Origin of the sequence: Caldibacillus sp. 210928-DFI.2.18, assembly GCF_020554505.1 — a bacterium.
In the GTDB taxonomy this organism is placed as follows: Bacteria; Bacillota; Bacilli; order Bacillales; family Caldibacillaceae; genus Caldifermentibacillus; species Caldifermentibacillus hisashii.
Genome location: NZ_JAJCHL010000002.1, coordinates 24,099 through 43,839 on the forward strand (window position 1 = coordinate 24,099; position 19,741 = coordinate 43,839).

Below are 19,741 nucleotides of genomic sequence, written 5' to 3' on the forward strand. Positions count from 1 at the left end.
TTTCTCAATCAATCGAGTTTTTCCCCGGACATGACGCCTGACTCCACAATATAGTTTCGTAAATAGAGATATTCAGGATCGTTCCAAAAGGCAGGGGATTCAATCAAGTGATAGGCATCTTGTCTTGCCGTCTCTAAAGCCCGATAGTCATGAACCATATCTGCCACTTTAAATTCCGGCAAGCCGCTTTGCTTTTTACCAAAAAAGTCACCCGGTCCACGTAATTCTAAATCTTTTTCGCTCAATACAAAACCATCCGTTGTTTCCGTCATAATTTTCATCCGTTCTTTCCCGACTTCAGATTTCGGATCGGCTAACAAAATACAATAAGACTGGTGTTCAGCGCGGCCAACTCTGCCTCTTAATTGATGTAATTGTGCCAACCCGAAACGTTCCGCATCATAGATCACCATCATGGTTGCATTAGCGACGTTCACACCGACTTCCACAACCGTTGTCGAAACAAGAATCTGCACTTTATTCTCGCTAAACAATTTCATCACATCGTCTTTTTCATCCGATCTGAGCCGGCCGTGCATTAACCCGACTCGGTAACGGCCACGAAAATATTGAACAAGCTGGGCGTGTACATCAATGGCATTTTGCACATCCAATTTATCTGATTCCTCGATTAGCGGACAAATCACATAAGCTTGTCTACCTGATTGAAGTTCTTTTTCCATCATCGCCAAAACTCGCTCAAACATATTCGGTTTTACCCAATACGTAAGAATCTTTTTCCGGCCTTGAGGCATTTCATCAATGATTGAAACATCCATTTCACCAAAGGCCGTAATGGCAAGTGTTCGGGGGATGGGGGTCGCGGTCAAAAATAAAGAATTAGGATATTCACCTTTTTCCCGTAAAATTCGTCTTTGTTCCACCCCGAAGCGATGTTGTTCATCAGTGATGACAAGTCCTAATTTTCTAAAGTTAACTTCATCTTGTATTAATGCATGGGTCCCCACCACAATAGAAACAGTTCCGTCAAGTAATCCCTGCAAAATTTCTGCTCTTTCCTTTTTCTTTGTTGAACCGGTAAGCAGGGCAACTTGAATATGAAATGGAGAAAACATCGCTTGTAAACTATTCGCATGTTGTTCGGCTAAAATTTCTGTCGGTACCATTAATGCAGCTTGAAAACCCGCCGTAACAGCAGCATACAAACTGACGGCGGCAACAACTGTTTTTCCGGAACCGACATCACCTTGGAGCAAACGGTTCATGCGATACGGAGACCGTAAATCTTTCAAAATTTCGTTTATGACTCGTTTTTGTGCATTTGTTAAAGGATATGGCAATGCAGCAATAAATCTTTTTAATAATTCATTTTTGTAGGGAATTTCTACACCTTGCTGATTTTCTCGCTCAAATTTCCTTAAAGCTTGCATTTTTAATTGAAACAGTAAAAACTCTTCATAAACAATCCTTCTGCGGCCTTGCTTTATATCCAATGCATTTTGTGGAAAATGCAATGCCCGGACGGCTTGTTTTAATGAATAAAGACGATATTGTTTTAGCAAATGAGGGGGCAATGTTTCTTCGATTTCATTTCCAAATTGCTCAAATGTCAGGCGAATAAATCGTTTCAAACCTTTGACGGTTAAATTGCCTTTAACTGAATAGACCGGTTGGAAATCAATGGCATTTGTATGGATCGTTGAACCGAGGTGATAAGAAATGACAGAGATTTGTTGTCGGTGTCGATTCCACTTTCCTGTAACAGTAATCGTCTCATTTATATTGATTTTGTTTTTTAAATAGGCCTGGTTAAAAAAGACAGCTGTGACCACATAATTTTCAACCATGATCTTGATCGATAATCGTGATTTTTTACGACCGTAATAGCTAAGTAAAGGTTGACTGATCACTTTTCCTTCAACAGTGACTCGTTCATCATGCCCGACTTCGGCCAAATCACGAATCCGGTTATCATCATAGCGGTAAGGAAAATACATGAGTAAATCTTCAACCGTGTAAATGTTTAAATCAGCCAGTAATTGTACCGCTTCCGTTCCAATTCCTTTTACCATGCTTACCGGTTGTTTCAATCTTGCACCCACGTTATTTTTCTCCTCCGGCATGAATTTCTTTTTGAATTTTTAAGGCTGTCGGCGTTACGGCAAGGCCGCCTTGTGCTGTTTCTCGCAAACTGGACGGCATCATCTTCCCGACACGAAACATAGCTTCAATGACTTCATCACAAGGGATTTTACTCTCAATTCCTGCCAGTGCCATATCGGCGGCAACAATTGCATTGGCTGCCCCCATCGCATTTCTTTTTATACACGGAACTTCAACAAGTCCTGCAACAGGATCACAAACCAACCCGAGCATATTTTTTAACGTAATGGCCATTGCATGAGCGGATTGTCTTGGTGTCCCCCCGGCCATCTCAACAATTGCCGCACTTGCCATTCCACTCGCTGAACCGACCTCTGCCTGACAGCCGCCAGCCGCTCCGGAAATAAACGAGTTATTGGCCACAACATACCCGAAAGCACCTGCAGTAAACAAAAATTCAATCATTTCTTGCCGAGACGGATGAAATTTATTTTTGACAGCAAACAATGTTCCGGGAACAACCCCGGCACTACCGGCAGTCGGCGTTGCACAAATCATTCCCATCGCCGCATTTACTTCATTTGTTGCCACCGCCATACTTACCGCTTGAAGTAACAAATCTCCTGATAAATGATTACCTTTTTCAATGTATTTTTGCAAAAGTACTGCATCGCCTCCGGTTAATCCGGAATGTGAAGTTACCCCGGACAAACCTTTCTGAACCGCATTTTCCATTATTTGAAGATTTTTATCCATTTGGGCAATAATTTCTTCACGACTTTTCTTTGTTACTAACATTTCTTGTTCAATCATAATATGACTGATCTTTTTATTTTCTTTTTCCGCAAGTTCAACTAAATCACGGACTGTTTTGAAAAGCATATACATCCCCCTATCTTCTTGTAAGTTCTTGCTGTCTGTCACTCTACAATTCTCGCAACTTGCAGGATATTCGGTAATGCATGAATTTCGTCCATTATCTCGTTATTAATATTTTCATCAAGTTCTAACACCATTAAAGCCAACTTCCCTTTTTCTTTCCGGGAAACCTCCATATGGCCGATGTTGATCTCATGTTTTGCCAGGATATTAGCTACATTAGCAATACAACCAAACCGATCATTGTTAAGAATGACGATGGCAGGATTTTCCCCGGTTAATTTTAATTTAAATCCGTTTATTTCCGCTATTTCGATCTTCCCGCCACCGACAGAAATACCGACAACTTCAAGTTCACCCAATTCATCGCCTACTACAATTTTTGCGGTATTTGGATGGTCGGGAATCCCTTGTTCGATAAAAAATGCATAATCCAGTCCTTCTTCTTTGGCAATTTCAAAAGACCTGATAAGTCTATCATCAAATGTATCAAAATTTAACAGACCCCCGACAATGGCAACATCTGTTCCATGACCTTTATAAGTTTCTGCAAAAGATCCATATAAATGAATATGTGCCCATTTGGGTCTTCTACCAAACAAGTTTCTGGCAACTTTTCCAATCCGGAGTGCACCGGCTGTATGCGAACTGGATGGACCGATCATAATTGGACCAATAATATCAAAAACACTGCGGAATTTCACACGAATGCCTCCCTCGTAGGTCATATTCTTTAAAATCAACATAAAATAAATTATATACATTTCTAATCATATTATATTAATATGAAAAATCAAATGTAAATGAGTACAAAAAGAAAAAGGTCCCGAAATAAAGGACCTTTGGTTATAACAATTATTCCACAGAAAAAATAAATTGATAGAGCGGCTGCTTTCCATCATGGATTTCAATTTCAACTTCCGGAAATTTTTCCTCAACAAATTGGACAATTGCTTTTGTCTGTTCTTCTGTTGCCTCTTCACCTTTGATGATTGTTAAAATCTCACTATCTTCATCCAACATTTTATTTAATAATTCTTTCGCAGTAACATTTAAGTCACGATTGGATACAACGATGGAGCCTTCTTCAATTCCCATATAATCATCTTTTTTAATCGTTAAGTTATCAATCATCGTATCACGGATCGCAAAAGTGATTTGACCTGATTTTACGGTTTTCAAAGCATCATTCATTGCTTTTTCATTTTTTTCAGCATCTACACTCGGATTAAATGCAAGTAAAGCTGCTAACCCTTGAGGAACTGTTTTAGAAGGAATGACAATTACTTGCTGGTCGCAAACGTCCCTTGCCTGTTCAGCGGCTAAAATAATATTTTTGTTATTTGGTAAGATAAAAACTTTTTCAGCATTCACTTGTTCAATAGCTTTCACGATATCCTCGATGCTTGGATTCATCGTTTGACCGCCTTCAATCACTACTTCGGCCCCGATACTTTTAAAAAGATCACGAATACCGCTTCCCATTGAAACAGCTACAATCCCGTATTCTGACGGTTGTTTTTGCTGTTCCTGAACAGTATTCACCTTGTCATTTTCGAGTATCGTTGTATGCTGCTGACGCATATTTTCGATTTTCAGATTAATAAGGTCACCGTATTGTTGTCCATATGTAAGAACAACACCGGGTTGTTCTGTATGAATATGTACTTTTGCAAGTTGATCATCGGCAATAACAAGAAGAGAATCACCATATTCACTTAAATCATTGCGAAATTTTTCCTCTGAAAACGGGTGATTTTTCAATTTACTATCCTTAAATTTTACCATGAATTCGGTACAATACCCGTATACAATGTCTTCGGTATTTATAAAGCCTTGCACACTTTTATGGTGTTCTTGTTTGACCAGTTGATCCATTGAAACCTCAGCAGTTGTCAGCTCATCAACCTTTTCACCTTTTAATTGAGCAAGAAATCCTTCATAAACAAAAACGAGACCTTGCCCACCACTGTCAACAACCCCGACTTCTTTTAGAACCGGTAGCAGTTCGGGCGTCCGTTTTAATGATGCTTTTGCCTCTTTAACGACTTCTTCCATTAAAACAGTCATGTCCGTTGTTGTTTTGCTAACCTCTAAAGCTTTTTTTGCGGAATCTTTGGCAACTGTAAGTATCGTCCCTTCCACGGGTTTCATAACAGCTTTATATGCAGTTGTAACTCCTGCATTAAGTGCTTCAGCAAAATCTGTTATGTCAAGTGATTCTTTCGCTTCGATCGCTTTTGCAAAACCCCGAAATAGCTGTGATAGAATCACTCCGGAATTCCCGCGGGCACCCATGAGTAAACCTCTGGATAAAGCTTGCCCAACCTTTCCTACATGAGGCACAATATTGTTTCTAACTTCTTTTGCCCCTGACTGAATGGATAAATTCATGTTTGTACCTGTATCACCGTCAGGAACAGGGAAGACATTTAAAGAATCTACATATTTAGCGTTTTGAGACAAACGATTTGCTCCATAGAAGATCATTTCTGCAAAACGTTTCCCATCTATCATAGTAATAGACACTAATTTTTCCTCCTTACCTACGGGTTCGTTACCCGAACACCTTGGACAAATATATTGACAGAATCAGCTTTTAAACCAATTGTTTGTTCAAGTACATATTTTACTTTTGATTGAACATTATGAGCAACTTCAGAAATTTTTGTTCCATAACCAACAATAATATACAAATCGATATGCGTAAGGTCATCTTCTTGTCTTACAATGACGCCTTTTGAATAATTTTCTTTCCGTAATATTTCTGAAATTCCATCCTTAATTTGATTTTTTGAAGCCATTCCTACAATACCGTAACAATCTACAGCAGCACCACCACAAATTTGTGCAATGGTTTCATTTGAGATTTCAATATGTCCGTAATTTGTTTTAATTTCAATGGACATGACAGGTTCCCCCTTTTCAGTTTCAACTGCTAGATTTATTTTACTATAACAATCCTCATTTTAAAAGACAAGCTGTCCCTTAATAATATAAACGTGAACGGAAACAAGATGTCAAGCACTTTTTCAAGCTGTTGCATTATTGTATAATATATGGTAAAGTATTTTAGTATCTTTAACAATTAGTTTTCATATTGTATAACGGTTTTAAGTAAGGAGGGGACATAAATGGCTCGCAAATGCATTGTTACAGGTAAAAAAGCTTCTTTTGGTAACGCACGATCCCACGCACTGAATGCTAATCGCCGTAAATGGGGCGCTAATTTACAAAAAGTTCGTATTTTAGTAAACGGGAAACCAAAACGTGTATACGTTTCTGCTCGTGCTCTAAAATCCGGGAAGGTTGAACGTGTTTAATAAAGAAAGGGCATCACAAAAAGATGTCCTTTTTATTTTTGCTTAAATAAAACTTGAGTTCAATCATATGGAAAGAAAAAACCTTTGTCAGATTCATTCCAACAAAGGTTCAGTAAGTGATCTTTTCTTACTTATCCTTTTTTAAAAGTACCTAATATCGCTCTTATAAACCCACCAAGAAATCTAGGTAATTTAATTGTGTAAAATTTCAATGAATATTCCCTCCCCGATACAAACAATAGGATCCGTAGACATATGACTATCCGAATATATCCCTATCATATTCCCAATATATCCGAAAAGTACATTTCAATGAATAAAATAGGCTTGTTTTTCCTAATCGTCACAACTTCTTATTACTAATAATATGCCATTTGTAAATGAATAAGTACCGAAATCATAAATAAGTTCATTACTTATACATAATGTCGATCCGAAAAAAATATGACGATTTTTCAAAGGATATTTAAAGCCTTCCAACGTCAGATTTTCGACCATTTTTGTAACGGGAACAAAGGAAATATATGGTTTAGCAGAAGACTTCTTTATTTCAAATGTACCGGGATTTTTAATTTCTATTTCATTTTTTTGATCAATAATCATGATGGAAATAGACGGGTCTTTTTCAGCTGAAACACTAAAAAGTTGAATGTTTGCCAAAAAATGATCAAGTCTTCCGCCGGTTGCACCGAAAATACGAATGATTTCAGGTTTCAGCTTTAAAGCATGTTGTAAAGCTAATTCCATATCCGTTTCAGCCTTTTCTGACGGATATTTTAGAAGATGTATATTCTTATCTTTCAGTGCATGAAGCGTCTCTTTTGAGATGGAATCAAAATCGCCAATCGCCATATCCGGATGGATGCCTCTTTCCATTAAATAATTTGTTCCTCGATCGACACCAATCCACTTTATCTTTGTTTCAGTTTTATACTCTTCAAAATCAGGGAGGAATCGTTCCGGACCACCGGCAACAATATGTACGATCATTGAACTTCACTGACTCTTGTTCGAATCATCTCAATGGCTTGTTCCCGATTTTTATTATTAAATATATAAGAACCGGCAACTAACACGTCTACACCTTTTTCCACACACTGTTTTGCAGTTTCATCATTAATGCCGCCATCAACTTCAATTTCAAATGTTAAATTTTGCTCATCTTTCCATCGTTTCACTTGTTCAATCTTTTTTAATACATTTGGTATAAAAGTTTGCCCGCCAAATCCCGGATTTACTGTCATTAATAAGACTAAATCGATATCCGTTAAAACATCACGGATCATTTCTACGGGAGTCGCGGGATTTAAAACAACACCGGCTTTTATCCCTTGCTCTTTTATTTGATACATGGTGCGATGGAGATGTCGACAACTCTCTGTATGAACCGATATAATATCAGCACCGGCACGGACAAAATTTTGAATATATTTTTCCGGATTTTCAATCATTAAATGGACATCAAATGGTAAAGAAGTGACCGGTCTTATTGCTTCAACAATTAACGGTCCGATGGTAATGTTTGGGACGAAATGACCATCCATGACATCAATATGGATATAATCCGCACCGGCTTTTTCTACATCTTTTACTTCTTTCCCTAAAATTGAAAAATCAGCTGACAATATCGATGGTGCAATTTTGATCATTTTTCATACCTCGGCTTTCTTTGTCTGATTTCTTCTAAAAAGGATAGATAGTGCTGATAGCGATAATCTTTAATATCTCCATTTTTCACAGCTTCTTTGACCGCACAGTCCGGTTCTTTTAAATGGAGACAACCCCGAAATTTGCAGTCATTGATACGTTCCTTCATTTCAGGAAAAAAGAACGACAATTCCTCCACCTCAATGGTTTTAAATTCCAATGAGCTGAAGCCGGGGGTATCAGCGACCAGCCCCCCGCCAATTTCCAATAATTCCACATGTCTAGTAGTATGTTTGCCGCGCCCCAAATGTTTGGAAATCGCATTCGTTTCCAGTTTCAAGTCAGGCCGGAGTGCATTTAACAAAGATGATTTGCCGACACCGGATTGACCGGCAAAAACGGAAATTTTATTTTTTAGGATCGGGAAAAATTGTTGCATACCTTCTCCTTTTGTTGAAGAAACAAGGGCAACTTCATAGCCTAATTGTTTATAATCATTGACAAAATTTTCCATGTTAACCAATTCACGTTCATTCAGAAGGTCGATTTTTGTAATGACAATAACCGGACGAATGTGGTTCGCTTCGATTAACACTAAAAAACGATCCAATAGTGTTGTGTTAAAATCAGGATTTTTGGCAGAAAAAATGAGAATAGCTTGATCAACATTGGCAATTGGTGGTCGAACCAGTTCATTTTCCCGCTCTTTTATATCGAGAATATATCCTTCTTGCCTGTTTTCTGCAATAAATTCAACATTATCCCCGACTAACGGATTTATTTTATTTTTCCGAAAGACACCTCTTCCCCGACATTGAAAAATACCGTCATCCGTTTTCACATAATAAAAACCACTTAATGCTTTAATTATTTTTCCTTCCTGCATAGCATCACCCTTTTATTATATTAATTGTTATTCATATGGAACGACTTGATCTTGAACAACTTGGTTATCGATAACAACTTTATATCTGCCGCTTGAATTTGGTTGAATCACGAGATCAAATCTTTTCCTCGTTGTTTCTGTCATATCAAATGTTTCATAAGGTACTGAAAAGTCATGATTCATATCATCTATAAAAATTTGCACGTGTTGTACTTGTTTTTCTTCCGGATTCCCTGTATAAACAACGGAAATATCGATCGTCACCGTTTTAGGCGGTTTTTCTTCTTTTCCTTTTGAAACAACAACATGGACAGTGGCACCCTTTTTTAAAGAAGTTCCGGGTTTTACGTCTTGACTAATCACGTTACCTTTAGGAATCGTATCATGGTATTGTTCTGTCGTTGTTATATTGATACCGGTCGCTTTCATATAATAATTTAAATCTTCTGTTGAATAATTCGTTAAATCTTTTAGTGAAATGCTTTGATCACCTTTACTTACAGTGAAAACTAAATCGGTATCTTCCGGAACAACCTTTTTACCGGGTGCGGGATTTTGGTCAAGAATGATTCCTGCTTCCTTGTCACTGTATTCTTCATTTACCTCGATGCTTTTAAAATTTAATTCTTGTTCAGTTAATAATGCTTGAACCTCGTCAAATTGTTCTCCGCGATAATCTTCCATTTCTATTGTTTCTTTCCCGGTACTGACATAAATCGTAATTTTGCTGCCTTCCGCTTTCATACTCCCTGCTTTTGGATTTGTTTTTATGACGTAATTTTCCCGAATCTTATCATCCGGCTTTTCAATCGTATCACCGATAACAAAATTGGCTTTTTCTAGTTCTTTAATGGCATCATCTAATTTCATATTGCGAACATCGGGAACTTTTACGTCTTTCGCACCAAAAACATCTGTTGTTAATACAAGAATACCCATTAAAATAATAAGTAGGGAAGTGAAAATTAATACAAACGGCCATTTTTTTCGTTTTTGTTTATTTCCCTTTTTTTTCTTTTTATCTTTCTTTCCTTTATCTTTTCCCGAATCATTATCAATCTTAAGCTCTTCCTTTGATTCTTTTGGTTCTTTTATAACCGGTATTACTTTTGTTGCTTCTTCATCTACAGGTAAAACAAATGGAGGCTCGTTGATACGTGACGGGTCAAGACAAGTAAGTAAATCAGCTTTAAACTCTTCAATGTCGTCATATCGGTAAAACGGATCTTTGGCCGTCGCCTTCAAAATAATATTTTCAACAGATTGTGGAATGGACGGATTCCAACTTCGCGGATGAGGAGTTTCAGTTTGCAAATGTTTCAGTGCGATGGAAACTGCCGATTCACCTGAGAATGGAAGTCTGCCTGTTAATAACTCAAATAAAACGATGCCCAAAGAGTAAATATCAGATTTTTTTGTTGCTACTCCGCCCCGAGCTTGCTCAGGAGAGATATAATGAACCGTTCCCAACACAGAATTCGTTTGGGTAATCGTTGTTGATGTCAAGGCAACTGCAATACCAAAATCCGTTATTTTCACATTTCCTTTTTTATCGATCAAAATATTTTGCGGTTTAATATCTCGATGGATAATATTATTTTGATGTGCATGACTAATTGCCGATGTGATTTGCAGTGTAATATCTATGACCTTTTCAATGGGTATGGGAAAATGATTTTGGATATATTGTTTTAAGGTTTCTCCATCAACATACTCCATGACAATATAATAAATGTTGTCTTCTTCACCGACATCATAAATATTAACGATATTCGGATGAACAAGACTTGTGGCAGATTGTGCTTCACGATGAAAGCGGCGAATAAGTTCATCATCATTGGCTAAATCGAGTCGTAAAACTTTGACGGCTACATCCCTCTCGAGAATCATATCACGAGCAAGATATACGTTGGCCATACCTCCCCCGCCAATATATTCGATGATCTTATATCGATCGTTTATTCGCTTGCCAATGAGCATGAATTATCACCTGCTTTCTCGCATTCGCTGTTATGTATGATTGCCAGTGTTATATTATCTTCGCCCCCATTATCATTGGCCAGTTGAATCAATTGATCTGCCTTATCTTCCAATTTTTCATCCAAACTAAGAATTTCGGCAATTTCTTTATCGGATACTTTATTAGACAAACCATCCGTACAAAGAATCAAATAATCACCTATATCAAAATCAACGGTAATTGTGTCAATGGTAACAGATGGTTCTGTCCCCAATGCCCTTAGTAATACATTTTTCCGTGGATGGTGTTCAGCATCTTCTTTTGAAATTTGTCCACTTTTGACCAGTTCATTGACTAATGAGTGATCATCAGTTAATTGACGAAATCCATGTTCATTTAATATGTAACAGCGGCTATCACCAATATGTGCGATAGAGACAAATTTATTTGTGCATAAAGCGGCAACTAAAGTAGTGCCCATTCCTTTACATTCAGGATTTTCGTTGGCATAGGTGTATATTTTTTCGTTGATCTCTTGAATGGCTTGTTGGAACCACATTTCCGTTTGGTCCGGGACTTCTGTATTCGGCGCATTGTTGTCCCACAAGTCTTGAATTAACTCAATTGTCATTTTACTAGCAACATCGCCGGCTAAATGGCCACCCATGCCATCAGCAACCACCGCCAACAGATGTCCTGAATGATTTGTAAAAATACCTACGTGATCTTCATTGTGATTTCTTACTTTTCCTCGATCCGTACGTTGGACAACCTTCATAATTTCACCTCGTTCATATGCCTTAACCAGTTTATTTATCTCCATTTTATACCTTCTATTTCAAAAGTTACACTTTCTTTTGAAAGCATGCAATATAAAAACCATCACTTTTTAAATACTGTGGCAAAATTTCGATCTCATGATGGTGTACAAACGGTCTAATCGCTTGCGGAACCCGCTCGTAAATTGTTTCATCGCCTGCAAAATCCGGATGTTCGGCTAAAAATTTTTCCGTTACGCTCTGATTTTCATCTTGGTCAACTGTACATGTACTGTATACCAATATTCCTCCCGGTTTGACAAGAGGGGCAGCTTGGTTTAATAACTCCAATTGCAGTTTTGTTAAATTTTTAATATCTTTTTCAGTTTTTGTATATTTCACATCCGGTTTTCTTTTCAGTACTCCGAATCCTGAACAAGGCGCATCAACTAATATACGATCAAAGGATTCTTTCTCAAAATGGGTCCCCATTTGGCGACTGTCCGTTTGCTTTGCTCGAATATTCGTTAATCCAAGTCTTGCCGCATTTTGATTAATCAGTTTCACTTTATGCTCATGCAGATCTAAGGCGATAATTTCTCCGGTATTTTCCATTCTTTCAGCCATATGTGTCGTCTTTCCACCGGGAGCAGCACAAGCATCCAGGATTTTTTCTCCTTTTTCCGGTGCCACAACGTACGCAACAATCATGGAACTTTCATCTTGCATCGTTAGTAAACCGTTTTGAAATGCGAGGGAGTGAACGAAATTACCTTTATCTGCTTTTACCGCCACCGGAATAGAAGAGCTTTTTTCAACCGAAATTCCTTCCTTACCAAGGGATTCAATCACATAATCAATATTCGTTTTCCACTCATTGATGCGAGCGGTTTGTTTTGCCGGCCGTACATTTTCTTCACACATTTGCTTTGTTTTATCAAAACCATATTGTTGAACCCATCGCTCAACCAGCCATTTCGGATGACTTGTTTCAATTGAAAGACGTTCGATTGAATCTTGAATGGCGGCAAGAGGAGGAACACCTTCTCTTTGAACAGATCGTAAGACTCCGTTAACAAAGCCGCTAATACCTTTATTCCCCCGTTTCTTAGCAATTTGAACAGCTTCATTAATAATGGCATGATCCGGTATTTTATCAAGATAGACCATTTGATAGACAGATAATCGTAACAATTGTCGTACCCAGGAATCAATCCGCTTTTGTTTTTTAATAAAAGGATTGAGAAAAAAATCAAGGGTTATTTGCCGCTGCAATGTTCCGTAACAAAGTTCTGTTAATAAGGCGGCATCCATACTGGAATATTTGTTTTTATTGATCGTATTGTTTAAAACAAGATTGCTGTAAGCTCCGTTTTTTTCAACAAATTCCAAGACATCCAGAGCCGCTTCCCTTACCTTTTTACTCATCTTCTACCCCCAATATACTTCTTTCTAAATCAGGTTTTCCAAGTAAAAATTGTGCTGCCGGCATTCGTTTTTTTCCCGCAGGTTGTAGTTCAGTAATTTTAATAGCGGTTGAATTTCCGGTTGCCACGATAAATCCGTCCTTTTCAACGGCAACAATAGTCCCGGGCTGTTCGATCTTTGGACGCGGCTGTTTTTCGCCCCACCAAATTTTAATCGGTTTCCCGTCTAATGTCGTATACGCAACCGGCCACGGGTTGAGACCGCGAATGTGATTATAAATTTCTTCTCCGGTCTTATGCCAATCAATTTTTTCCTGCTCATGTTTTATGTTTGGGGCAAAAGTGGCTTCACGATCATCTTGTTTGATTGGTGTAATCTCTCCGTTTAACAGTTTCGGTAACGTATCACTTAATAAATCGGCCCCTGCTTCACTAAGTTTATCATGAAGCGTACCAACCGTGTCTCTTTCAGCAATGGGTACTACCGTTTGCGCTAAAATGTCGCCGGCATCTAATTTTTCAGCCATATACATAATCGTAATCCCTGTCTTTTCTTTTCCCTGAATAATGGCATAATGAATGGGGGCTCCGCCTCTTAACTCGGGCAGTAAGGAAGCATGGACATTGATACAACCGTATGTTGGAGCATCAAGCAATTTTTTTGGTAAAATTTGACCATATGCCGCAGTAATGACCAAATCGGGATATAAATTTAATATAGCCTGAAGTGATGCTTCATCCCGCAGTTTTTCCGGTTGAAAAACAGGAATGCCGTGTTGTTCTGCCGCAATCTTAACCGGTGGCGGTGTCATCGTTTTTTTACGACCAACAGGACGATCCGGTTGGGTTACAACACCAATCACTTCATAGCCGTCTGTTAATAGCCGGTTGAGAATCGGTACGGAAAAATCTGGTGTACCCATAAAAACAACTTTTACCATTTTCATCCATTCCTTTCACCTTACATTTACATCATTGAATAAGGATTTAAATCAATTGATATATGAAGACCTCGTTTGACTTGATCTTCCTGAAAATGTTCCAATACCTGCTTTAATGTTGAGATTAGGTTCGGTTCATTTTTGTATTTTATCAAACACTGATAACGATATCTATTTTTGATTTTTAGAATCGGTGAGACTGCCGGACCAAGGATGAGGGTTTCTCCTTTTCCGTCTGCAAGTTGTCCCCGAACAAATGAAGTAATTTTTTCTATGACCGTATACGTATATTGCAAGTTTTCATGGCTCACATTGATCAGTGCCAAGTAATAAAACGGTGGATATTGCCCGCGTTTTCTTATCATCATTTCATACTGGTAGAATGTTAAATAATCATGTTCTTTCGCAAAATTAATACTGTAATGTTCAGGTGTATATGTTTGAATAATAACTTCTCCGGGCAATTCGTGACGCCCGGCCCGGCCACTTACTTGTGTCAGCAATTGAAAAGTTCTCTCGCTTGATCGGAAATCCGGAATATGTAGAGAGCTGTCAGCCGATAATACCCCCACTAAAGTAATGTTGGGAAAATCAAGTCCTTTCGCAATCATTTGTGTTCCCAGTAAAATATCTGCTTTTTTTTCTTGAAAAGCTGTCAACAATTTTTCATGTGATCCTTTCCTGGTGGTTGTATCAACATCCATTCGAATGACCCGGGCTTCCGGTAAAATTCTTCCAAGCTCTTCTTCTACTTTTTGTGTCCCGGTACCAAAAAAGCGAATATGATTGCTTGAACATTCCGGACATTGTTTAGGCGTACGCATCTCAAAACCGCAATAATGGCATTTTACTTGATCAGTCACTTTATGATAGGTTAAGGAAATATCGCAATTTGGACATTTTAACACATAACCGCAGTTTCGACACATAACAAAAGATGAATAGCCCCGGCGATTTAACATTAAGACAATCTGTTCAGATCTTTCCAGGCGCAACCGCATTTTTTCCAACAAAGCAGTAGAAAACATTGAGCGATTTCCCGTTCTCAGTTCCTCCCGCATGTCAACAATTTCGACAACAGGCAGTTGGGAATTGTTCATTCGTTTTTGCATTGTTAATAGGTGATATACCCCTTTTTGAGCTCTGGCGAAAGATTCCAAGGACGGTGTCGCACTGCCCAAGACGACAGGACAATGATGATTTTTCCCCCGTTCAATCGCCACATCCCTTGCATGGTAACGGGGATTGTCTTCCTGCTTATAACTTGTCTCATGTTCTTCATCAATAATAATAATCCCGATATTTTCAAACGGAGCAAATATTGCCGAACGGGCACCAACGACGACTTGTACTTCTTTTCGCTGAATTTTCCGCCACTCGTCATATTTTTCACCAAGCGATAGTCCGCTATGGAGGACAGCTACTTTGTTTCCAAATCTTCCTTTAAAACGTTCTACCATTTGCGGGGTAAGAGAAATTTCCGGAACAAGGACAATGGCTTCTTTTCCATTCTTCACGACCTTTTCAATCGACTGTAAATATACTTCTGTTTTACCGCTGCCTGTTACACCGTGAAGTAGAAACACTTCATGGGTGGAATGTTCAATCGAATCAAGAATTGGCTTGATGACAAGTTCTTGTTCATCTGTTAAAGGCAATGCTTTCGTTTCTTGAAATTTTTTATTTTGATAAGGGTCACGATATTCCTCATACTCTTCTTTTTTCAACAGACCTTTACTAACCAGTTGATTTAATGATGAACGGGCGTTGGGAACTTTTGTTTCAATCTCTTTTACCGTATGAGGGGCAAAATCTTGCAAATATATATTCACTACTTGTAACTGCTTTTTACCGGTAAGGTTCAATTGATTTAGTTTATTTAAAAATTGAGCTTGATCCGAAAACGGCACATAGTAAATATTTTTCTTTTTATTTCCTTTATTTTTAATTTCATATGAAACATCAAATAAACCTGCCCGTGCTTGTCGATACAAATAGGATGCCGGTACGAGCTTTTCCGCATCTTTCCAGTTTACTTTTTTCTGTTTCAAAAAGAGAGGTTCCAGTTCCTTTGGCAATTCCCCGATTTCTCGATCCTTCGCTAACGTTATATATTTGTCATATTTTGCTTTTAACGCAGGAGGCAACATGACTTGATAGGCGGAAATTTTTAAGCAAAGTGTTTCATTAGCCAAAAATTCCCCCAACTGTAAAAGTTCCTGATTAAGAACAGGTTCAATATCCATTGGTTCGATAATTTCTTTTAAACCGGATACGGTGGATGTTTCTTTAAAAGCAATAACAAAACCTTGAACCTGCCTGTTACCAAAAGGGACAATGACGCGCATGCCCACTTCCAAATTATCCTTTAATTCATCAGGAATCAAATAATCAAATGACCGATCCGTTTGTGCGGTTGGTACATCAACGATTACACTTGCAATTCTTTTCATACTACTCGCCCTTTTTTGCTTCATATGCTTCTTTTAAAATTTCATATGCGACTTCATGTTTCGTTAATTTAGGAAATTGTTTCTTTTCATTGTTCGCTTTATAAAAGGTTACTATATTCGTATCCGTTCCGAACCCGGCCCCTTCTTGCATGACATTATTGGCGACGATCATATCCGCATTTTTACTCAGTAATTTTTGTTTCGCATATTCTTCAACATGATTCGTTTCAGCAGCAAACCCAATTAAAAATTGAGCGTTTTTTCTTTTTCCTAATTCTGCTAAAATATCGACTGTACGTTCTAATTCGATGACAAGTTCCTGTGATTGCTTTTTCATTTTTTGTTGAAAGATTTTTTTCGGCCGGTAATCACTGACAGCGGCAGACTTAATAACAATATCGGCTTCATCGAAATACTGCAGAACCGCTTCATACATCTCCTCAGCACTTTCAACCCGGATGATCTGTACTCCGACGGGCGGTTTCATGCTCACCGGACCGGAAATAAGGATCACATTTGCCCCCAAATGTTGCGCCACTTCGGCAATCGCATAGCCCATCTTTCCCGATGAATAATTAGATAAATAACGAACCGGATCAATCTTTTCTCGGGTTGGACCGGCGGAAATTAACACCGTCTTTCCTCGTAAAAATTGTTGCTTATTTTGAACAAAAAATGTTTTTACATGCTCAACAATGATTTCAGGTTCTTCAAGCCTTCCTTTGCCAACATACCCGCAAGCCAAATAACCTTCACTCGGCTCGATAAAATGATATCCGAATGATTTCAAACGTGCTATATTTTCTTGGACAACCGGGTGATTATACATATGAACATTCATGGCCGGTGCAATAAATACAGGTTTCTCTGTAGCGAGTAAAGTCGTCGATACCATATCATCTGCAATCCCGTTTGCCAATTTTCCAATGATATTCGCTGTTGCCGGTGCAATTATAATGACATCCGGCCAATCGGCTAAGTCAATATGAGCAATTTTTTCCGGGTCTTTTTCATCAAAAGTATCTGTATATACATCATTGCGGGAAATCGCCTGAAAAGATAAAGGCGTAACAAATTTGGTCGCATTTCCTGTCATCATTACTTTCACATCAAAACCATTTTGCGTTAGTTTACTTGTTAACTGGACCGCTTTATATGCAGCAATTCCGCCGGAAACACACAACAATACTTTTTTCTGCATATTTTTACCTCTTTTCACTGAAAGTTTCTTTTCAAAAAGGTTGTTTCAATTTTTGATGAATTGCATGTCACGAATGATGTTACCCGAGCAATGATTACCTTTGTACAATCATACCATAAAAATAGGGAAGTGCTGTTAGAATAAAGAAAACTTGGGCGTCCAAATTTATATATTCTTTATGTATAAAAGGAAGAAAGCAACCGGTACATCCGATTGCTCGACTCTTTCGTCTGAATTTTTTAAAAAACTCCTTGGTGCCTTTTTTATTCTGCATCTTTCACTAAAACGCCGTCGTTAATTTCCTCTAATGCTTTTCCGACATTTTTTTGGGAAACGTAATGATTTAGTTGGTAATCATTCAATTCTTGCATTTGCCGGGCACGTTTTGAAGCAATGGTGACCAACAAATATTTCGAGTTTACTTTTTCCAATAAAGAATCGATCGAAGGATATAACATTTAATCTACCCCCAGTAATTTTTTTATTCTTTTTTCTATTCGGGTTCGCCGACAATGTTCAGCGATAACGATGGCTTTTATTTTTTTTACGGCATGATCAACCCGATCATTTTCAATAACATAATCATATAAATTCATCATTTTTAATTCTTCACGAGCAACAAGCATCCGATTTTTGATTAATTCATCAGATTCCGTTCCCCTCGTTTTGATCCGGTTCTCCAATTCACTCAAACTTGGTGGAATTAAAAAGATAAATAAACCATCAGGGAATTTTTCCCTTACTTGTTTTGCGCCTTCTACTTCGATCTCAAGAAATACATCTTTTCCTTCTGATAAAGTATCTTTTACATATTGAACAGGCGTTCCGTAGTAATTTCCGACATACTCGGTATATTCAAGCAGTTCCCCATCTTGAATCATTTGTTCAAATTGCTCTCTCGTTTTAAAAAAGTAATCGACTCCATCAATTTCACCTGGTCTCATCGGTCGTGAAGTTGCTGAAATAGAATATTCAAAACTAATATCCGGCTCAGAAAATACCGCTTTTCTTACCGTTCCTTTCCCGACTCCGGACGGACCGGAAAGAACAATTAACAATCCCTTATCTGTTTCCATTGTTTCACCTGCCATAAATAATCATTGATAAAAAACACTAATATTATGTATGGTTTATATTTATAAACGATAAAATATGGATCATTCAATATTTTGAACTTGTTCCCGAATTTTTTCAATAATACTTTTCAATTCAACTACTTTATTGCTTATATTCGCATGATTTGCTTTTGCTGCGATTGTATTGACTTCCCGATTCATCTCCTGGACAAGAAAATCACATTTTCGCCCAATCGGTTCCATAGAGTTAAGCGATTTTCGAAATTGATTTATATGACTATTTAAACGCGTTAGCTCTTCGGAAATATCAATTTTATCTGCAAATATGGCGACCTCTGTCAGCACCCTTGTTTCATCAAAAAGACCACTGGTATATTCGCATATTTTTTTTCGAAGTTTTTCCTCATATTCAACTTTTACAATTGGTGCCGCCTCGAAAATTTCTTGAACAAATGAATCCATTAATTCCAAGTAGTTGGCAATTTCATTTTGTAAAGCTTTCCCCTCTATGATCCGCATCTTCCGTAATTGCTGGACAGCCTCTTCCACTGCAATGATAATGGTATTTTCCATTTCCGGGTTGACGACTTCTTGTTCAATTACGGAAATAAGACCATCATGTTGCAAAAAGTGGGTAATCCCGATTTCTTCATCTAGTTGATAACGTTCCTTTAAATTGTTTATGAATTGATAATACTCGTCCAGAAGATTCCAGTCAATATGTAATCCACGATTTGTCGGCACGGATGTGGAAATATTAATGGAACAATCAACACGGCCACGTACGACATATTGTTGACATATTTTTTTAATTTTCTCTTCCAATTTTAGTAATGGCTGCGGAATTCGGGTATGGAAATCGAAATACCGGTGATTGACTGAGCGAATTTCAACAACAATCCCGTCTCTCTCACTCCTGCCAAAACCTGTCATACTCATTACCATAACATCACCTTTTCCATAAAAGCAAATGATTAGAGAAGCGCGATTAGCGCCCTGTTCGCGACGGACAAACTGTACAAGGTTCTGTCGCAACACATGTCTGACCACGTCTAAGGGTCCTGAGCGCCCCGCTTAGTGGATTTTCATTTTATCTTTACTTAATAAAAAAGAAAGGAAATTGGTT

At 38.0% G+C, this 19,741-nt stretch carries 19 protein-coding genes; 1 reads left to right on the forward strand and 18 read right to left on the reverse strand.

The window, feature by feature from the left end; translation table 11 throughout:
* Positions 1 to 8: 8 nt before the first annotated feature.
* The 5 genes from recG to LIZ98_RS00935 all read right to left on the reverse strand — a co-directional run bounded on the left by recG (position 9) and on the right by LIZ98_RS00935 (position 5,852).
* Complete coding sequence (gene recG / locus LIZ98_RS00915) at positions 9 to 2,084, reverse strand: ATP-dependent DNA helicase RecG (protein WP_227138728.1); 2,076 nt, start codon at positions 2,082 to 2,084, stop codon at positions 9 to 11.
* On the reverse strand, positions 2,065 to 2,946 hold the full coding sequence (gene sdaAA / locus LIZ98_RS00920; RefSeq protein WP_034769705.1) for an L-serine ammonia-lyase, iron-sulfur-dependent, subunit alpha: 882 nt from the start codon (positions 2,944 to 2,946) through the stop codon (positions 2,065 to 2,067). The genes recG and sdaAA overlap by 20 nt, the downstream gene beginning before the upstream one ends.
* A 38-nt stretch (positions 2,947 to 2,984) precedes the next feature.
* Entirely contained in the window at positions 2,985 to 3,647 is a 663-nt protein-coding gene (gene sdaAB, locus LIZ98_RS00925) for an L-serine ammonia-lyase, iron-sulfur-dependent subunit beta (protein ID WP_041848599.1), read from the reverse strand.
* Positions 3,648 to 3,798: 151 nt separating this feature from the next.
* Entirely contained in the window at positions 3,799 to 5,472 is a 1,674-nt protein-coding gene (locus LIZ98_RS00930) for a DAK2 domain-containing protein (protein WP_108897918.1), read from the reverse strand.
* Between the two features lie 17 nt (positions 5,473 to 5,489).
* Positions 5,490 to 5,852, reverse strand: coding sequence for an Asp23/Gls24 family envelope stress response protein (locus LIZ98_RS00935; protein WP_041846626.1), 363 nt, complete (start codon positions 5,850 to 5,852; stop codon positions 5,490 to 5,492).
* A 225-nt stretch (positions 5,853 to 6,077) separates the two neighbouring features.
* On the opposite strand from LIZ98_RS00935, the gene rpmB reads away from it, so the two are divergent.
* Entirely contained in the window at positions 6,078 to 6,266 is a 189-nt protein-coding gene (gene rpmB / locus LIZ98_RS00940) for a 50S ribosomal protein L28 (RefSeq protein WP_034769697.1), read from the forward strand.
* 131 nt (positions 6,267 to 6,397) lie between these two features.
* Here rpmB and spoVM read toward each other — a convergent pair whose 3' ends face one another.
* From spoVM to LIZ98_RS01005, 13 genes are all read right to left on the reverse strand, one after another.
* Entirely contained in the window at positions 6,398 to 6,478 is an 81-nt protein-coding gene (gene spoVM / locus LIZ98_RS00945; RefSeq protein ID WP_072012668.1) for a stage V sporulation protein SpoVM, read from the reverse strand.
* Positions 6,479 to 6,602: 124 nt separating this feature from the next.
* Complete coding sequence (locus tag LIZ98_RS00950; RefSeq protein ID WP_041846628.1) at positions 6,603 to 7,256, reverse strand: thiamine diphosphokinase; 654 nt, start codon at positions 7,254 to 7,256, stop codon at positions 6,603 to 6,605.
* Positions 7,253 to 7,915 (reverse strand): ribulose-phosphate 3-epimerase, encoded by a 663-nt coding sequence (gene rpe / locus LIZ98_RS00955; RefSeq protein ID WP_108897917.1) that lies wholly within the window; start codon positions 7,913 to 7,915, stop codon positions 7,253 to 7,255. Before rpe ends, LIZ98_RS00950 begins: the two co-directional genes overlap by 4 nt.
* Positions 7,912 to 8,799, reverse strand: coding sequence for a ribosome small subunit-dependent GTPase A (rsgA, locus tag LIZ98_RS00960; protein WP_108897916.1), 888 nt, complete (start codon positions 8,797 to 8,799; stop codon positions 7,912 to 7,914). The genes rpe and rsgA overlap by 4 nt, the downstream gene beginning before the upstream one ends.
* Before the next feature lie 27 nt (positions 8,800 to 8,826).
* On the reverse strand, positions 8,827 to 10,779 hold the full coding sequence (pknB, locus tag LIZ98_RS00965) for a Stk1 family PASTA domain-containing Ser/Thr kinase (protein ID WP_108897915.1): 1,953 nt from the start codon (positions 10,777 to 10,779) through the stop codon (positions 8,827 to 8,829).
* Positions 10,758 to 11,537, reverse strand: coding sequence for a Stp1/IreP family PP2C-type Ser/Thr phosphatase (locus LIZ98_RS00970; RefSeq protein ID WP_034769861.1), 780 nt, complete (start codon positions 11,535 to 11,537; stop codon positions 10,758 to 10,760). Before LIZ98_RS00970 ends, pknB begins: the two co-directional genes overlap by 22 nt.
* A gap of 67 nt (positions 11,538 to 11,604) precedes the next feature.
* Positions 11,605 to 12,945 (reverse strand): 16S rRNA (cytosine(967)-C(5))-methyltransferase RsmB, encoded by a 1,341-nt coding sequence (rsmB, locus tag LIZ98_RS00975; RefSeq protein ID WP_227138727.1) that lies wholly within the window; start codon positions 12,943 to 12,945, stop codon positions 11,605 to 11,607.
* Positions 12,938 to 13,885, reverse strand: coding sequence for a methionyl-tRNA formyltransferase (fmt, locus tag LIZ98_RS00980; protein ID WP_227138737.1), 948 nt, complete (start codon positions 13,883 to 13,885; stop codon positions 12,938 to 12,940). Before fmt ends, rsmB begins: the two co-directional genes overlap by 8 nt.
* Before the next feature lie 26 nt (positions 13,886 to 13,911).
* Positions 13,912 to 16,338 carry a primosomal protein N' gene (gene priA, locus LIZ98_RS00985; protein WP_227138726.1) on the reverse strand — a complete coding sequence of 809 codons (2,427 nt, stop codon included), beginning with the start codon at positions 16,336 to 16,338 and terminating at the stop codon, positions 13,912 to 13,914.
* A 1-nt stretch (position 16,339) separates the two neighbouring features.
* Positions 16,340 to 17,539, reverse strand: a complete 1,200-nt coding sequence (coaBC, locus tag LIZ98_RS00990; protein WP_227138725.1) for a bifunctional phosphopantothenoylcysteine decarboxylase/phosphopantothenate--cysteine ligase CoaBC — start codon at positions 17,537 to 17,539, stop codon at positions 16,340 to 16,342.
* A gap of 263 nt (positions 17,540 to 17,802) precedes the next feature.
* On the reverse strand, positions 17,803 to 17,997 hold the full coding sequence (rpoZ, locus tag LIZ98_RS00995) for a DNA-directed RNA polymerase subunit omega (protein ID WP_108897912.1): 195 nt from the start codon (positions 17,995 to 17,997) through the stop codon (positions 17,803 to 17,805).
* Positions 17,998 to 18,615: a guanylate kinase gene (gmk, locus tag LIZ98_RS01000; RefSeq protein WP_034769677.1), complete on the reverse strand. Its 618-nt coding sequence runs from the start codon at positions 18,613 to 18,615 to the stop codon at positions 17,998 to 18,000.
* Between the two features lie 81 nt (positions 18,616 to 18,696).
* Positions 18,697 to 19,653 carry a YicC/YloC family endoribonuclease gene (locus LIZ98_RS01005; protein ID WP_227138724.1) on the reverse strand — a complete coding sequence of 319 codons (957 nt, stop codon included), beginning with the start codon at positions 19,651 to 19,653 and terminating at the stop codon, positions 18,697 to 18,699.
* Positions 19,654 to 19,741: the final 88 nt, after the last annotated feature.